This is a genomic window from Nonomuraea antri, from assembly GCF_013283785.1.
GTDB classification, from domain to species: Bacteria; Actinomycetota; Actinomycetes; order Streptosporangiales; family Streptosporangiaceae; genus Nonomuraea; species Nonomuraea antri.
The window spans coordinates 1-12761 of sequence record NZ_JABCPZ010000283.1; the positions used below are offsets into that span (position 1 = coordinate 1).

Below are 12761 nucleotides of genomic sequence, written 5' to 3' on the forward strand. Positions count from 1 at the left end.
CTCCTGAAGTCCCCCGCCGCCCCCGCGCTCAAGGCCTTGTACGAGCAGTCGGCCCCCGGCAAGCCCTGGGGCGCCGACACCCCGGGCCACCAGGCCATGCGCGAAGCCCTGCCCGGCGTCACCCCGAACGACGGCTACACCTCGGGGTGGGCGTGGGCGTACCCGATGAAGGCGGCGCTGGACAAAATGGTCACCAGCGGCGACATCAGCCGCAAGGGGCTGCTGGCCGCCGTCAAGACACTCAAGACGGTCGACTACGAGGGCATGCTGCCGCCGGAGGCGGGCAACTTCGCCGACGACGCGAACACGTCCACGTTCCGCCAGACGTTGATCAGCAAGGTCGACGACAAGGCGCCTACCGGGGTCACCATGGTCAAGGACTTCTTCACGGGACCGACCGCCAAGTCGTACACCTTCGACGGGCCTTGCTTCTCCAAGCTCTGAAAGCGAGGTCCTTCGCTGGGGGGCGCGCTGCGCGCGGCGGGAGCTGCGGGCAGCGCCTCCCAGGGGCTCCGCCCCCTTCGACCCCCAAAGGCGAGGTCCTTTGCTGGGGGCGCGCTGCGCGCGGCGGGGCTGCGGGCAGCGCCTCCCAGGGGGCTTCGCCCCCTTCGACCCCCGAGGGCGTGGTCCTCGCTTCGCTCGGGCTGTTCTTGCTTGGGGCTTCGCCCCAAACCCCAGGTAGGGGGCCTCCGGCCCCCTACGACCCCCGGGTGGTTGACCGGCGTGAATGATCTGGGTCGAGCTCCGAAGGGAGGCTCGTCATTGGAGAACGCCATCACCGGCGGGGAGGTCGTCGAGTGCCACGGCCCGTTCGGACCGACGGGTTCGGGCGATCCTGCCGATTGGATGCGGCCATCGCACACGGGTTCCCATTCGAGCGGGTTCCTGGTCTGGTGGGTTCCGGCCTGGCGGGTTCCGGTCTGGGGTTCCGGTCTGGGCGTCCGGTCCGAGTAGGTCCCCCGATCCACGCGGGTTTCGGTCCGAGCGGTCCCCGATCCGAGCGGGTTCCAGATCCGGGTGGGTTCCGGTCCGAGCTGGTCCCCGATTCACACAGGTGCAGGTCAGGCGACACGCTCGTCGGTCGCGATGCCACCAGCGCAAGCCCCTGGGGATCATCCCGACGGATGTGGAGAGCAGGCCATAGGCGGAGAGTATGACCGGCTCGGAGGTCGTAGGGTCGTCGGGGTGCGCGTTCGTCAGTATGTCTACTTCGCGGTGAAGAGCGACGTCGTCTCGGCTGCCGAGATGGCGGTTCGGATCGGGCTGGAGCCAGACGAGGTCACGATCCAGGGGAGCCGGAGCAAGGAGCCGCTCCTTCCGGTCGTGCACGCCTGGAAGATCGTGCGGCACGCTCCTGGAGCGACCGTTGACGAGATGATCTCTCATGTGGTCGACCGGCTGGAGCCGGTCAGCGCGGCCATCGGCGAGCTGGTGGCGGAGTTGAACCATGGGGAGACCGGTTCATCGGCCGTCATGCAGGTGGTTCGTTACTTCGACGGCGAGGAAGGCGAGGAGGAGGATCTGCGTTCGCCGCATCCGGGACTGGAGCGGCTGCCGGGGCAGCACCAATTGCTTGGCTGGCACCTGGACGGCCGACTGCTGAGGTTCTTGGCGGCCACCGGGGCCGAGCTTGACGTGGATGAATACGGCTGACAGGCCTGGTCATCCCGATGCGGCGCGGGCCGGGGTGTCGCGCCGACGGTCCGCCTCCGGGTCCGGTCCGCCTCCGGGTCCGGGTTGCCGCCGGGGTTCGGGCCGCCGATGGTGTCGATTCGCTCGATCGTGCCCACCGTTGCGTTCGTGCCCACCGTTGCGTTCGTGCCCACCGTTGCGTTCGTGCCCACCGTTGCGGTCGTGCCCACCGTTGCGGTCGTGCCCATCTTCCTGTCGGCGATAGGGTCTGACGCGATGACGACTTCCGACTTATCAGGCATGCGATGGTCGCTGCTGGACGAGTACACCGGTCCGATCGACAGTCCGGACGTCACGCTGGGCGTGTGCCAGGACATCGACGGCCTCTTCGTGGACCCCGAGCCCTTCCCGCCACCCGAGGTGTTCACCCTGGTCGGGTGCGATCCGGCGGGCCCGCTGCTGGAGGCGTCGCGGCACGTCGGGACCGAGCGGGCGTGGCTGCCCACCGTCGTCACGGCACCCGATCACCCGCCGGGGCGCAGGCCCGCCTCGTGCTGGCAGTACCAGCCCGGATACTGCTCGTGCGAGGAAGAACTCATCGACGTCACCGTGGTCGCCCGGCGGCCGTCCGTGGCCGGGAACGGCCTGGTGGACCTCGACCTGCGCGGATACGTCCGGCTGCTGTCCGAGTGTGAGCCGCCGGAGGTGAAGCCCGACGTGACGGGGTTTCGCCTGCTGACGTTCGGCAACGGGAGTCTCGGGAACTGCGTCGACGTCGCCGGACTCTGGCGCTGGCGACCCGCCGCCCAGGTCCCGCCGGTGACGTTGATCGGCTTGCGTCCCCTCGCGCCGGGGTGGCGGGTCGTCGAAGGGCTCAAGATCACGGCGACCGTCCTGGTGGTTCTGCGCGGCGGGCGCATCGAAGGGCACGCCGGGGTGTTGTCGGCCACCGTGGTCTCCGCCCGTCCGTCGAGGCTGGGGGAGGGGCTGCTGGACGTCGTCCTCGACGGCGGGATGGACGAGCCGGCGCCGAGCGGCGCCCGTGAGATCTACCAGATGTGGCACGACGGCGGCCCGGCCGAACCCAATCTGTGGGCCCGCCACGACCGGCTGCTGCGGAGCATGTGGAGCAGACTCTCGACTCTCGGCATTCCTGAGAGGCGGACGGACAAGCCGGCCGGAGCGACCTACCACCTCGATGGCCGCTTCGTCACCGACATCGACGCCTTCTACTGCGCACTCGGCGAGGCGATCAACGGCCCCGGCGGCTTCTTCGGCCACGACCTGCGCAGCCTGGAGGAGTGCCTGTGGGGCGGATGGGGGCCGCCGCTCCGTTCCGGCTGGTGTGGCACCAGGCCGAGGTGGCGCGCCGGCATCTCGCCCCTGGTTACGACCGGCCGCCGGGTTACGAGCAGCGGGAGTGGGGGCCGAAGGTCGACCTGGACCATCTGGTGAAGGTCTTCGCCGAGCGTGACGTCGAGGTCGAGTTCCGCTGATCCGGGAGGCGGTCGCCTTCGTCCGCGGTGATCGCACGTCGGCGGCCGGTTGTCATCCCCCTGGGAGCGGATGGTCAGGCCGTTTCCGGCCGGTTACGTTCACGGGGAATCGTCGTCGCAGGAGCTGCCCATGAAGCGTTTCGTCGTCCTCGCGCTCGCCGTCTGCGGTGTTCTCGCCGCCGCGTCTCCCGCCGCCGCCGTCCCGCCGGAGCGGCTGACCGTCACCCAGCATCGCGTCGTCCAGGATCAGGGGCAGGCCTGCGGGTTCCCCGTCCGCTGGACGATCGACCTCACCGCCGACGTGACCCGCTTCTTCGACCAGGACGGACGCCTGCTCCGCGAGCAGGCCCACATCAAGGAGGACAACACCCTGGAGAACCTGACCAGCGGCAAGCTGGTGCGCGAAGGGCCGGACTCCTTCACCCAGACCACCTACTTCGACGAGAACGGCGTCCGCACCCACTTCGTGGTGACCGGGCTGGCGGCCAACGCGGGCATCGTCAAGGACGTCGGACGGGTGGTGCTGGTGCCGATCGGCGGCGGGCAGTTGGACATCGCGTTCTCGGCGGGCAAGCACCCGGTGCGCGAGGCCACCACGGGACCGATCGCCGAAGCGCTCGCTGCCTTCTGCGGGGTCCTGAGCTGAGGGTCCCCCCGGGCGCGGCTTGTTCTCCGGCACAGGGTGACTAACGCTGATCCGGCCGGCGTCGGCGGACGCCGGCTTCACCCCGCGACCGCTCGTCCGCGCGAAGACCGAAGGGGGACGCATGGCGTCTCGATCGTCGTCCGATGGCACACCGGAGCTGATCGCCCTGCTGGAGACGGCGCGACTCGACGTCAGGAGCGAGTTGCCGCGCGCGGACGCGAAGGCCAACATGCTGCTCGCCCTGCTGGTGGCGGTGCTGGCCCTGGAGGGGGCGGTGGCGGTGCAGGGCAAGCTGGCCCCCGCCGCCATGCTGGCCTTCGCGCCCGGCGCGTTGTGCGTGCTGATCGCGGTCGTCGCGCTGCTCGGGGTGATCCGGCCGTATCCGTCGAAGGCCGCCGGCTGGCGGCTGTTCATCGACCGGGCCCCGCGCGAGATCCTGGATCTGGCCGCCGCCAAGGGACGGGAGATGTGGCAGATCAACGACGCCTGCGAGATGGCCAGGATCGTCAGGCGGAAATACTGGTTGATCCGCGTCGGCGTGGACCTCACCTACGCGGGCCTGGCGCTCCAGCTCGCCGCCCTGGTCGTCACCCTGACACTGCTCTGACACCGCTGACGATGCCCGCAGTGCAGGGGTCAGTCGACGATCGTCAGGCCCATCGAGCGGGCCGTCCCTGCGACGATCTTGACCGCCTGGTCCAGGTCGCCGGTGTTCAGGTCCGGGAGTTTGGCCGCCGCCACCTCTCTGAGCTGCGCGGTCGTCACCACCCCGCCGCTCTGGTGCCCGGGCCTGGGGCTGCCGCCGGCCAGGCCGGCCGCCTGCCGGATGAGCGAGGCCGTGGTCGGCTGCTTGACCGTCACGTCGAACGCGCGATCCTCGTAGACCGTCACCACGGCGGGCACCACGTGACCGCGCCGGTCGGCGGTGAGCGCGTTGTACCGCCTGCAGAACTCCATCAGGTTGATGCCGAGCGGGCCGAGGTCCTTGCCGACGTTCGCCGGGCCCGCCTCGGCCGCCTTCATGTGCAGGGTGACCACCCTGAGCACCTTGTTCTTCGCCATGCGGCGTACGCTAAAGTCTCCCGTTACTGGAGACTCAAGTGCATTATTCGATCGGGCGGCTGGCCGAGCTGACCGGGATCCCGGTCAAGACGATCCGCTTCTACTCCGACGAGGGCGTCCTGCCCGCTCCGGCGCGCACCCCGGCGGGTTACCGCCGCTACGGCGAGGAGCATCGCGTCCGGCTGGAACTGGTGCGGGTGCTGCGCGAGCTCGGCGTCGACCTGGCCACGATCCGCTCGCTCGGGCGGCGCACGCTCACGGACGTCCTGGCCTTGCAGCTCAGAGCCGTGGAGACACAGATCACCGGGCTCCAGCGCACCAGGGCCGTGCTGCGCGCCACCCTGGACCGGGCCGCCCGCGACGGGGCGGATCCGGCCGAGGACGACCTGCGCCGGCTGCACGCGCTCGCCGGCTGGGCGCCGCCGAGCTGGCCGACCTGCTCGGCTCGTTCGTCGACGACGTGGGCGGCGGCGTCGAGGCCAGGCGCGCCTGGCTGGACGGGATGCGCGCGGCCATGCTGCCCGAACTGCCGCCGGAGCCCACCATCGCGCAGCTCGACGCCTGGCTGGAGCTGGCCGGCCTGCTCGCCGACGAGGATTTCCGGCAGAGCCTGCGCCGGCTCAGCGAGGACTTCTGGGCCGAGCCGCGCGACCTGTCGGCCTGGCAGCGGGCCAACGCCCGGGCCGTCGCCGAGGTGCGGGCGGCCGTCCGTGCCGGGATCGAGCCCGGGTCGGCCGAGGCGGCGCCGGTGCTCGAACGCGTGCTCGACCTCATGGGGCAGACGGGTCCGGAGCTGCTGGCCTCCTTCGACCGGCACGACCGGCGGGCCGAGCGGCTCTGGGAGCTGGTCGCGATCGTCCGGGGCGGGACGCGGCCACCTGACTCGCCCGGCTCGCCCGGCTCGCCTGACTCTCCCAGCTCGCCCGGCTCGCCCAGCGCGGCAAGCGAATTCGGGTGGATCGAGCGTGCGCTGCGGGCGACCGGGTCGGATGGCGGGAAACCGCCATCCGCCGGAGGCGGCGGGTAGGGTCACAGGTATGCGTCAACTCAAGAGCCGGTTCGTGCCCCTCGCCGTCTTCGCCCTCGCGATCTTCGCGGCCGGCTGCGGAGAGGTCAACAACACCATCGACAAGGCCCAGGCCTGCGTGGAGTCGGCGCGGATCGTCAAGGATCTGGCCACGAAGGTCACCTCCCTGACCGACGACCCCCAGGCCATGGACAAGGCCCTCGACGACGCCGCCACCAAGCTCAACGACGCGGCGGACAAGGCCGCCAACACCACCCTCAAGCAGGCCTCGGAAGACCTGGCCAAGACCCTGAGCGGCATCAGCGTCAAGGACGTAAACGACGCCGTCGACGCCGCGCAGAAGGTCGGCACCGACACCGCCGCCTACCTGGAGAAGGTGGCCACGGCCTGCGGCTGAGCCCCGAGAGCCGCACCCGAATCCCGGCTTCTCTAGGGGAAATGGGTACGAATTAGCCTATTTCTCATGGAACCCGACCCGCGTTTTACTCTCGCCAATGAACGCACCTTCCTCACCTGGCTGAGCACGGCGCTGGCGCTCAGTGCGGGTGGGGTGGCCATGGCGGCGGTGCCCGCGGAGGTGTTCGTGCCGTGGATCCGCACCGCGCTGGCCATCATCCTGGTCACGCTGTCCGCGCTGGCCGCGGGCCTGGCCTACCCGCGCTGGCGCAACATCCAGCGGGCGCTGCGCAACCAGGCCCCGCTGCCGCCGCCCGCGCTGGCGGCCGTGTTCGGCTACGGCGTGGCCGCCGTGGCGATCGTGGCCCTGGTCCTCATCGTGCTCAGCGTGTGACGCATGTCGGCTGAGATCTGGGACAGCGGGCTGCAGAGCGAGCGGACCCGGCTGGCCTGGGTGCGTACCGCGGTGGCCCTGTCCACCGGCGGGCTCGGCGCCGCCGGGCTCGCGGTCCGGCACGGCCTGCCCACCGCGGCCGTGGTGGCGTTCGCGCTGGCGGCCCTGTGCGGAGGCGTCCTGCTCATCAGGACGGGGGTGCGGTTCCGTAGGTATCAGGCGGCGCTGCACGGCGGAAAGCCGCTGGACGCCGGGCTCGACGCGCTCTTCGCCTGGCTCGGCACGCTGGCCGTGGTGGCCGGCGCGCTCACGTTCGTCATGTCCGTCAGGTGAAGCCGGTTGCGGCATCCCCGAGCTGGGCAGACACTCGAACTGAGGGGGTGACCTCAGTGGAAGAAGAACGCAGGAACGTGCCATTCGAATGCCGTGGATGCTGGCATGTCTGGGAAGAGGAATACCTGGTCAGACGCATCGACGACCGGCACGGCCACGAGACCGAAGTCTGGACACGTCACGGTGTCGCGGTCCCGCCGCCGTCCCCGGGGGCCATCTGCCCGCACTGCGGGTGTGAGCAGGCCACCACGTTCCCCGCGGGCTACCTGGCCCGCCATCCGGAGCTGATCCCGCCGGCGGAGCCCGTAGGGCCCGACCCGACGCCGCTGCTCAGCCCGGTTCCGAAGCGCCTGTACCGGTAGCGCGGCACAGGCCGGAACCGCTCATGCCGCCCCGCCACCGGCCACCGGGGCGGAGCGGCATGACGCACGCTAGCTCAGGCTCTCCAGCCAGGCCCGGTGCAGCCCGGCGAACCGGCCGGAGGCCGCGATCAGGCGGTCGGGCGGGCCGTCCTCGACGATCTCACCGCGCTCCATCACCAGCACCCGGTCGGCGATCTCCACCGTCGAGAGCCGGTGCGCGATGATGAGCGCCGTCCTGTCGGCCAGGATCGTGCGCAGCGCGCGCTGCACCAGCCGCTCGCTGGGCACGTCGAGGCTGGAGGTGGCCTCGTCCAGGATCAGCACGGCCGGGTCGGCGAGGAACGCCCGGGCGAAGGCGACGAGCTGGCGCTGGCCGGCGGACATGCGCCCGCCGCGCTTGCCCACCTCGGTGTCGTAGCCGTCGGGCAGGGACGCGATGAACTCGTGCGCGCCGATCGCCTGGGCCGCCTCGCGCACCAGCCGGTCGCTCGCGCCCGGCCTGCCGAACCTGATGTTGTCCGCGACCGTGCCGCTGAACAGGAAGTTCTCCTGCGTCACCATGACCACCGCGGCACGCAGCGTCGGCTCGTCGAGCGCGCGCAGATCGACGCCGTCGAGCAGCACCCGGCCCGCCGTCGGGTCGTAGAAGCGGGAGATCAGCTTGGCCAGCGTGGTCTTGCCCGCCCCGGTCGCGCCCACCAGTGCCACGCTCTGCCCGGCCGGGATCGTCAGGTCGAGCCCGGGCAGGATCGGCATCTCCTCGACGTAGGAGAAACGCACCCCCTCGAAGCGCACCTGGCCGCGCGCGGCGGGCAGCGGCAGCGGCTCGCGCGGCTCGGGCACCGCCGGCTCCTCCTCCAGCACGCCGGACAGCTTCTCCAGCGCCGCGCTCGCCGACTGCAGCGTGTTGTAGAACTGGCTGATCTCCTGCATCGGCTCGTAGAACTGCCGCAGATACAGCAGGAACGCCGCCAGCACGCCGACCGTGACCTGCTGGTGCAGCGCCAGCCAGCCGCCGTAGACCAGCACGCCGGCCACGGTCAGGTTGCCGAGCACCTTGATCGCCGGGGTGAACAGGGCGAACAGCACCGAGCCGCGCGCGTTGGCGCCCCGGTAGTCGCGGTTGAGCCGTTCGAAGATCTCCTGGTTGCGCGGCTCGCGGCGGAAGGCCTGCACCGCGCGGATGCCGGTCATCGACTCCACGAAGTGCACGATCAGCACCGCCACCGTCTCCCTGGTACGCCGATAGGCCAGCACGGACTGGCGGCGGAACCAGCGGGTGATCAGCAGCAGGAACGGCAGCGGCACCAGGGCCACCAGGCCCAGGTGCACGTCCAGCACCAGCAGCAGCGCGGCCGTGCCGAACATGGTCAGCACCGCCGTCACCAGCCCGTCGAAACCGGACTGCAGCAGCTCGGCGATGGCCTCGATGTCGGAGGTCAGCCGGGAGATCACCCGGCCCGAGGTGTACTTCTCGTGGAAGCTCAGCGACAGCCGCTGGAAGTGGTCGAACACCCGCCTGCGCAGCTCCAGCAGGATGTCCTGGCCGATGCGGCCCGACAGCCGCAGGAACGCCTGGCGGGTCAGCGCCTGGGTGACCGCCGCGGCCAGGATCACCCCGACCACCGTCAGCAGCGTGCCCGAGCCGGTGCCGCGCAGCATGGGCGGGATGCCTGCGTCGATGCCCACCTTGACCAGGTACGGGATCGCCAGGCCCGCCGCGTTCGAGACGATGATGATCACGGTGAGCAGTGCGATCGCCCTGCGGTGCGGGGTGAGCAGGTCGCCGAGCAGCCGCCGCGAACGCGCCCGCAGCAGCAGCGACACCTTCTCCGACAGCTCGTCCTGCTCCTCGGAGGCGACCCCCCGCCAATCGGCCTGCTGGGCGGCCTGGGTCATCGCAGCGCTCCTTCCGAGGGGTCGAAGTCGGCGTCCTGGGCCAGCAGCTCGCGGTACTGGGGCACCTCGTCGAGCAGTTCGTGGTGGCGTCCGATGTGGGTGATCGTGCCGTTCTGCAGCAGCGCGACCTTGTCGGCCAGCAGCACGGTGGAGGCGCGGTGCGCGACCACGATGCCGGTCGCGTCGCGCAGCACGTGCCGCAGTGCCTCCTCCACCAGCGCCTCGGTCTCGACGTCGAGCGCGGACAGCGTGTCGTCGAGGACGAGCACGCGCGGCCTGCTCAGCACCGCCCGCGCCAGCGCGAGCCGCTGCCGCTGCCCGCCGGACAGCGACAGGCCCTGCTCGCCGATGCGGGTGTCGAGCCCCCACGGCAGGTCGTGCACGAACTGCGCCTGCGCGGTGCGGATCGCCGACTCCAGTTCCTCCTCGGTGGCGTCGAGACGGCCGAGCGTCAGGTTCTCCCTGACGCTCATCGAGAACAGCGTCGGCTCCTCGAACGCGGTCGCCACCACCGAGCGCAGCGCGGGCAGCGTCAGCTCGCGCACGTCGTGGCCGTCGATCGTGACGCGCCCGCCTGTCGGGTCGATCAGCCGGGGCACCAGCGCGGTCAGCGTGGTCTTGCCCGACCCGGTCGCGCCCACGACGGCGACGGTCTCGCCGGGCGCCACGTCGAGCCAGACGTCGCGCAGCACCGGCTCGGCGGCCCCGGGGAAGCGGAACTCCACGCCCTCGAAACGCAGGTGGCCGCGCGGCTGCTCGATGGTGGCGGTGCCGCCCTCGATGGCCGGGACGGTGTCCATGACCTCCATCACCCGGTCGGCCGCGGTCATCGCCTCCTGGGCCATGGCCAGGATGTAGCCGAGGCTGGCGATCGGCCAGACGAGCTGGAGCATCAGCAGCGTGAACGCCACCAGCGTGCCCGTGGTCAGCGCCGCCGCGCCCACGGCCAGCGCGCCGAGCAGCAGCACCAGCGCGAGCGTGATGTTCGGTATGACCTCCAGGAAGGCGAAGAACCTGGCCGACACCCGCACCTTGTCCATCGAGGACGCGTACACCTTCAGCGCGGACTCGTCGTAGGTGTCGTAGACGTGGTGCCGGCGGCCGAACGCCTTGATCGTCCGGATGCCGATGGCCGATTCCTCGACGAGCGTGGCGAGGTCGCCCTGCTCGTCCTGCACCTGGCGGGAGATCTTGATGTAGCGCTTCTCGAAGCGCATCGACGTGGCCACGATCGGCACCGCCGAGGCCGCCACCAGCAACCCCAGCGGCCAGTACATGTTCAGCAGCAGCACGGTCACCGTGATGAGCTGGATCACGTTCATGACCAGGAACAGCATGCCGAAGCCGAGGAAGCGGCGGATCGTGGACAGGTCGGTGGTGGCCCGCGACAACAACTGGCCGGACTGCCACTCACCGTGGAAGCCCATCGGCAGCCGCTGCAGATGCCGGTACAGGTCGTCGCGGATCTGGGTCTCCAGGCCGAGCACCGGCCCGATCTGGACGTAGCGCCGGAAGAAGATGAGCAGGGCTTCGAGCACGCCGACGCCGAGTGCGAGCAGCCCGAGGAGGAGCAGTCCGTCCGGCTCGCCGCGACGGACCGGCCCGTCGACGACCTCCTGGACGATGAGGGGCAGCGCCAGAGCGGCGCCGATGCCGATGATCGCAGACAGCCAGATCAAGGCCACCTTGGTGATGTGCGGACGAAGATAGGACTTCATCCGCCACAACGAGTTCGACGACAGCAGGGGACGGCGAGAGGTACGCGTATCGGGAGGCATCACTTCCAGGCTAATACGCGCCATCAACCCGTTTTCTGCCTGCGCGGACCCGGTTTCGTGGCCCTGACGTGCGGAAACGTGAAAGATCATGGGCTCGGGTAGGGGCGTCGCCCTCGTCATGATGTGCGCGGGGATGTTCTTCGTCCTGCTCGACGTGACGACCGTCAACGTCGCGCTGCCGTCCATCGGCGCGGGCGTGGGCACCCGCCACCTGGCGGACCTGCAGTGGGTGGTGGACGGTCACCAGGTCGCACTCGCCGGCCTGCTGCCGGCCGGTCTCGCTCTCGGCGACAGGTACGGGCACCGGCGGGTGGTGGTCATCGGGTTCGCCGTGTTCGCGCTGGCCTCCGCTGCGTGCGCGCTCGCGCCCGGCATCGGGGCGCTGGTCGCGGCCCGGGTCGCGCAGGGCGCCGGGGCCGCGCTGCTGCTCTCCACCACGCCGGCGTTGATCGGCGCCCTGCACCCAGGCAGGGCCGTCGGCGCGTGGGCCGCCGTCGGGAGCCTGGCGCTGCCCGCCGGACCGGTGCTCGGCGGCGCGCTCGTGCGCTACCTGGGATGGCCGTGGGTGTTCTGGCTCAACGTCCCGGTGATCGCACTGGTCATCCTGGTCGTGCTGCGTACCGTGCCGGAGCACGATCCGGAGGGCGAGACGGAACCGCGGCCGCTGGACGTGCTCGGCGTCGTGCTCGGCACCGCCACCCTCACCCTGGCCGTGTTCATCGTCATCGAGGCCGGCCGCCTGGGCACCTACGCGCGGCCCGTGTGGCTCGCCGCCGCGGTCGCGGTGGCCTGCGGCGTCGCGTTCACCCAGGTCGAAGGACGCAAGGAGGACCCGGCGCTGCCCATGGCGCTGCTGCGCCGGCCGTCCATCGCGCTCGGCACGGTGGCGGCGGCGACGATGAACTTCGGCGTCCACGGCGTCATGCTGCTGCTCACGTTCTACCTGCAGGCCGTCAGGCACCTCACGCCACTGGCCGCCGGGGTGTCGCTGCTGACGCTGTTCGTCCCGCTGGTCGTGCTGCCCGCCCTAGGCGGCCGCCTGGCCGGCCGGCACGGCCCCCGGCCGGTCATGCTCGCCGGGCTGGTCCTGCTGGTGGCCGGATTCCTGCTGCTGCTCCGACTGACCCCCGAGTCCGCGTACGTGCCGCTGTTCCCGGCCATGGCCGTGATCGGGGCCGGCGCCGGGCTGCTCACGTCGAGCGTGGTCGCGCTGACCAGGAGCGCCGCGCCGCCCGGCGGGGAGGGGCCGGCCGGCCTGCTCGACAACACCGCCAGGCAGGCGGGCGGCGCGATGGGCGTGGCCGTGCTCGGCGCCCTGGCCGGTGACCCCGCCACGCCGGACACCTTCGTCACCGGCCTGCGGCACGCCGCGCTCGTCGCCGCGGCCGCCTTCCTGGCCGTGGCCGTCCTCACGGTGGTGACCAGGGCCGATGTCTAGGATGGGACGAATGATCGGTGAAACTGACCTGCGGCACCTGCGCCGCTGCGTGGAACTGGCGGCCGAGGCACTGGACAAGGGCGACGAGCCGTTCGGGTCCGTGCTGGTGTCGGGCGACGGCCGGGTGCTCGCGGAGGACCACAACCGGGTGGCGGGCGGCGACCGCACGCAACACCCGGAGTTCGCGCTGGCCCGCTGGTCGGCCGAGCACCTGGCACCGCGGGAGCGGGCCGCGGCCACCGTCTACACCTCCGGCGAGCACTGCCCGATGTGCGCGGCCGCGCACATCGGGCAGTGC

Annotated in this window: 14 protein-coding genes and 2 pseudogenes; 13 read left to right on the plus strand and 3 right to left on the minus strand. The window is 71.2% G+C overall.

Translation table 11 applies throughout. The features are described 5' to 3' along the window. The 5 genes and pseudogenes from HII36_RS48415 to HII36_RS48435 all read left to right on the plus strand — a co-directional run. Positions 1–444, plus strand: a pseudogene (locus tag HII36_RS48415) (ABC transporter substrate-binding protein); the annotation flags it as partial. 741 nt (positions 445–1185) lie between these two features. Continuing rightward, positions 1186–1653: a DUF4279 domain-containing protein gene (locus tag HII36_RS48420; RefSeq protein WP_173530154.1), complete on the plus strand. Its 468-nt coding sequence runs from the start codon at positions 1186–1188 to the stop codon at positions 1651–1653. 255 nt (positions 1654–1908) lie between these two features. Next, entirely contained in the window at positions 1909–3087 is a 1179-nt protein-coding gene (locus tag HII36_RS48425) for a barstar family protein (protein ID WP_173530155.1), read from the plus strand. Between the two features lie 171 nt (positions 3088–3258). Then, a complete protein-coding gene (locus HII36_RS48430; protein ID WP_173530156.1) occupies positions 3259–3774 on the plus strand; it encodes a hypothetical protein in 516 nt (171 codons plus the stop codon). Positions 3775–3895: 121 nt separating this feature from the next. Further along, positions 3896–4381: a Pycsar system effector family protein gene (locus HII36_RS48435; protein WP_173530157.1), complete on the plus strand. Its 486-nt coding sequence runs from the start codon at positions 3896–3898 to the stop codon at positions 4379–4381. Between the two features lie 29 nt (positions 4382–4410). Here the strand turns inward: HII36_RS48435 and rplK are convergent, their stop codons facing one another. Continuing rightward, complete coding sequence (gene rplK, locus HII36_RS48440; RefSeq protein ID WP_173530158.1) at positions 4411–4836, minus strand: 50S ribosomal protein L11; 426 nt, start codon at positions 4834–4836, stop codon at positions 4411–4413. A gap of 38 nt (positions 4837–4874) precedes the next feature. On the opposite strand from rplK, the pseudogene HII36_RS59405 reads away from it, so the two are divergent. The 6 genes and pseudogenes from HII36_RS59405 to HII36_RS48460 all read left to right on the plus strand — a co-directional run. After that, positions 4875–5063, plus strand: a pseudogene (locus HII36_RS59405) (MerR family transcriptional regulator); the annotation flags it as partial. A gap of 233 nt (positions 5064–5296) precedes the next feature. Continuing rightward, a complete protein-coding gene (locus HII36_RS57440) occupies positions 5297–5863 on the plus strand; it encodes a hypothetical protein (protein WP_236004786.1) in 567 nt (188 codons plus the stop codon). A gap of 10 nt (positions 5864–5873) precedes the next feature. Beyond that, complete coding sequence (locus HII36_RS57445; RefSeq protein WP_236004787.1) at positions 5874–6260, plus strand: hypothetical protein; 387 nt, start codon at positions 5874–5876, stop codon at positions 6258–6260. Between the two features lie 66 nt (positions 6261–6326). After that, positions 6327–6653, plus strand: coding sequence for a YidH family protein (locus HII36_RS48450; protein WP_173530160.1), 327 nt, complete (start codon positions 6327–6329; stop codon positions 6651–6653). 3 nt (positions 6654–6656) lie between these two features. Further along, on the plus strand, positions 6657–6986 hold the full coding sequence (locus HII36_RS48455; protein ID WP_173530161.1) for a DUF202 domain-containing protein: 330 nt from the start codon (positions 6657–6659) through the stop codon (positions 6984–6986). Between the two features lie 77 nt (positions 6987–7063). Continuing rightward, the gene (locus HII36_RS48460) at positions 7064–7348 is read left to right on the plus strand and encodes a hypothetical protein (protein WP_173530162.1); all 285 of its coding nucleotides are present in this window, start codon (positions 7064–7066) and stop codon (positions 7346–7348) included. A gap of 69 nt (positions 7349–7417) precedes the next feature. On the opposite strand, the gene HII36_RS48465 is transcribed toward HII36_RS48460, so the two are convergent. Both HII36_RS48465 and HII36_RS48470 read right to left on the minus strand, forming a co-directional pair. Beyond that, the gene (locus tag HII36_RS48465; protein WP_173530163.1) at positions 7418–9247 is read right to left on the minus strand and encodes an ABC transporter ATP-binding protein; all 1830 of its coding nucleotides are present in this window, start codon (positions 9245–9247) and stop codon (positions 7418–7420) included. Then, the gene (locus tag HII36_RS48470; protein ID WP_173530164.1) at positions 9244–10965 is read right to left on the minus strand and encodes an ABC transporter ATP-binding protein; all 1722 of its coding nucleotides are present in this window, start codon (positions 10963–10965) and stop codon (positions 9244–9246) included. The genes HII36_RS48465 and HII36_RS48470 overlap by 4 nt, the downstream gene beginning before the upstream one ends. Before the next feature lie 148 nt (positions 10966–11113). Here HII36_RS48470 and HII36_RS48475 point away from each other — a divergent pair, with 148 nt between their 5' ends. Further along, a complete protein-coding gene (locus tag HII36_RS48475) occupies positions 11114–12463 on the plus strand; it encodes an MFS transporter (RefSeq protein WP_173530165.1) in 1350 nt (449 codons plus the stop codon). A gap of 10 nt (positions 12464–12473) precedes the next feature. Next, positions 12474–12761: nucleoside deaminase (locus tag HII36_RS48480; RefSeq protein ID WP_173530166.1), on the plus strand; the 288-nt coding region annotated here is incomplete at its 3' end.

Excerpts from the sequence above, each read along its gene's own strand:
- HII36_RS48425 (WP_173530155.1), top strand. The coding sequence starts at position 1,909 with ATGACGACTTCCGACTTATCAGGCATGCGATGGTCGCTGCTGGACGAG.
- HII36_RS48430 (WP_173530156.1), top strand. The coding sequence starts at position 3,259 with ATGAAGCGTTTCGTCGTCCTCGCGCTCGCCGTCTGCGGTGTTCTCGCC.
- HII36_RS48435 (WP_173530157.1), top strand. The coding sequence starts at position 3,896 with ATGGCGTCTCGATCGTCGTCCGATGGCACACCGGAGCTGATCGCCCTG.
- rplK (WP_173530158.1), bottom strand. The coding sequence starts at position 4,836 with ATGGCGAAGAACAAGGTGCTCAGGGTGGTCACCCTGCACATGAAGGCG.
- HII36_RS57445 (WP_236004787.1), top strand. The coding sequence starts at position 5,874 with ATGCGTCAACTCAAGAGCCGGTTCGTGCCCCTCGCCGTCTTCGCCCTC.
- HII36_RS48450 (WP_173530160.1), top strand. The coding sequence starts at position 6,327 with ATGGAACCCGACCCGCGTTTTACTCTCGCCAATGAACGCACCTTCCTC.
- HII36_RS48455 (WP_173530161.1), top strand. The coding sequence starts at position 6,657 with ATGTCGGCTGAGATCTGGGACAGCGGGCTGCAGAGCGAGCGGACCCGG.
- HII36_RS48465 (WP_173530163.1), bottom strand. The coding sequence starts at position 9,247 with ATGACCCAGGCCGCCCAGCAGGCCGATTGGCGGGGGGTCGCCTCCGAG.
- HII36_RS48470 (WP_173530164.1), bottom strand. The coding sequence starts at position 10,965 with ATGAAGTCCTATCTTCGTCCGCACATCACCAAGGTGGCCTTGATCTGG.
- HII36_RS48475 (WP_173530165.1), top strand. The coding sequence starts at position 11,114 with ATGGGCTCGGGTAGGGGCGTCGCCCTCGTCATGATGTGCGCGGGGATG.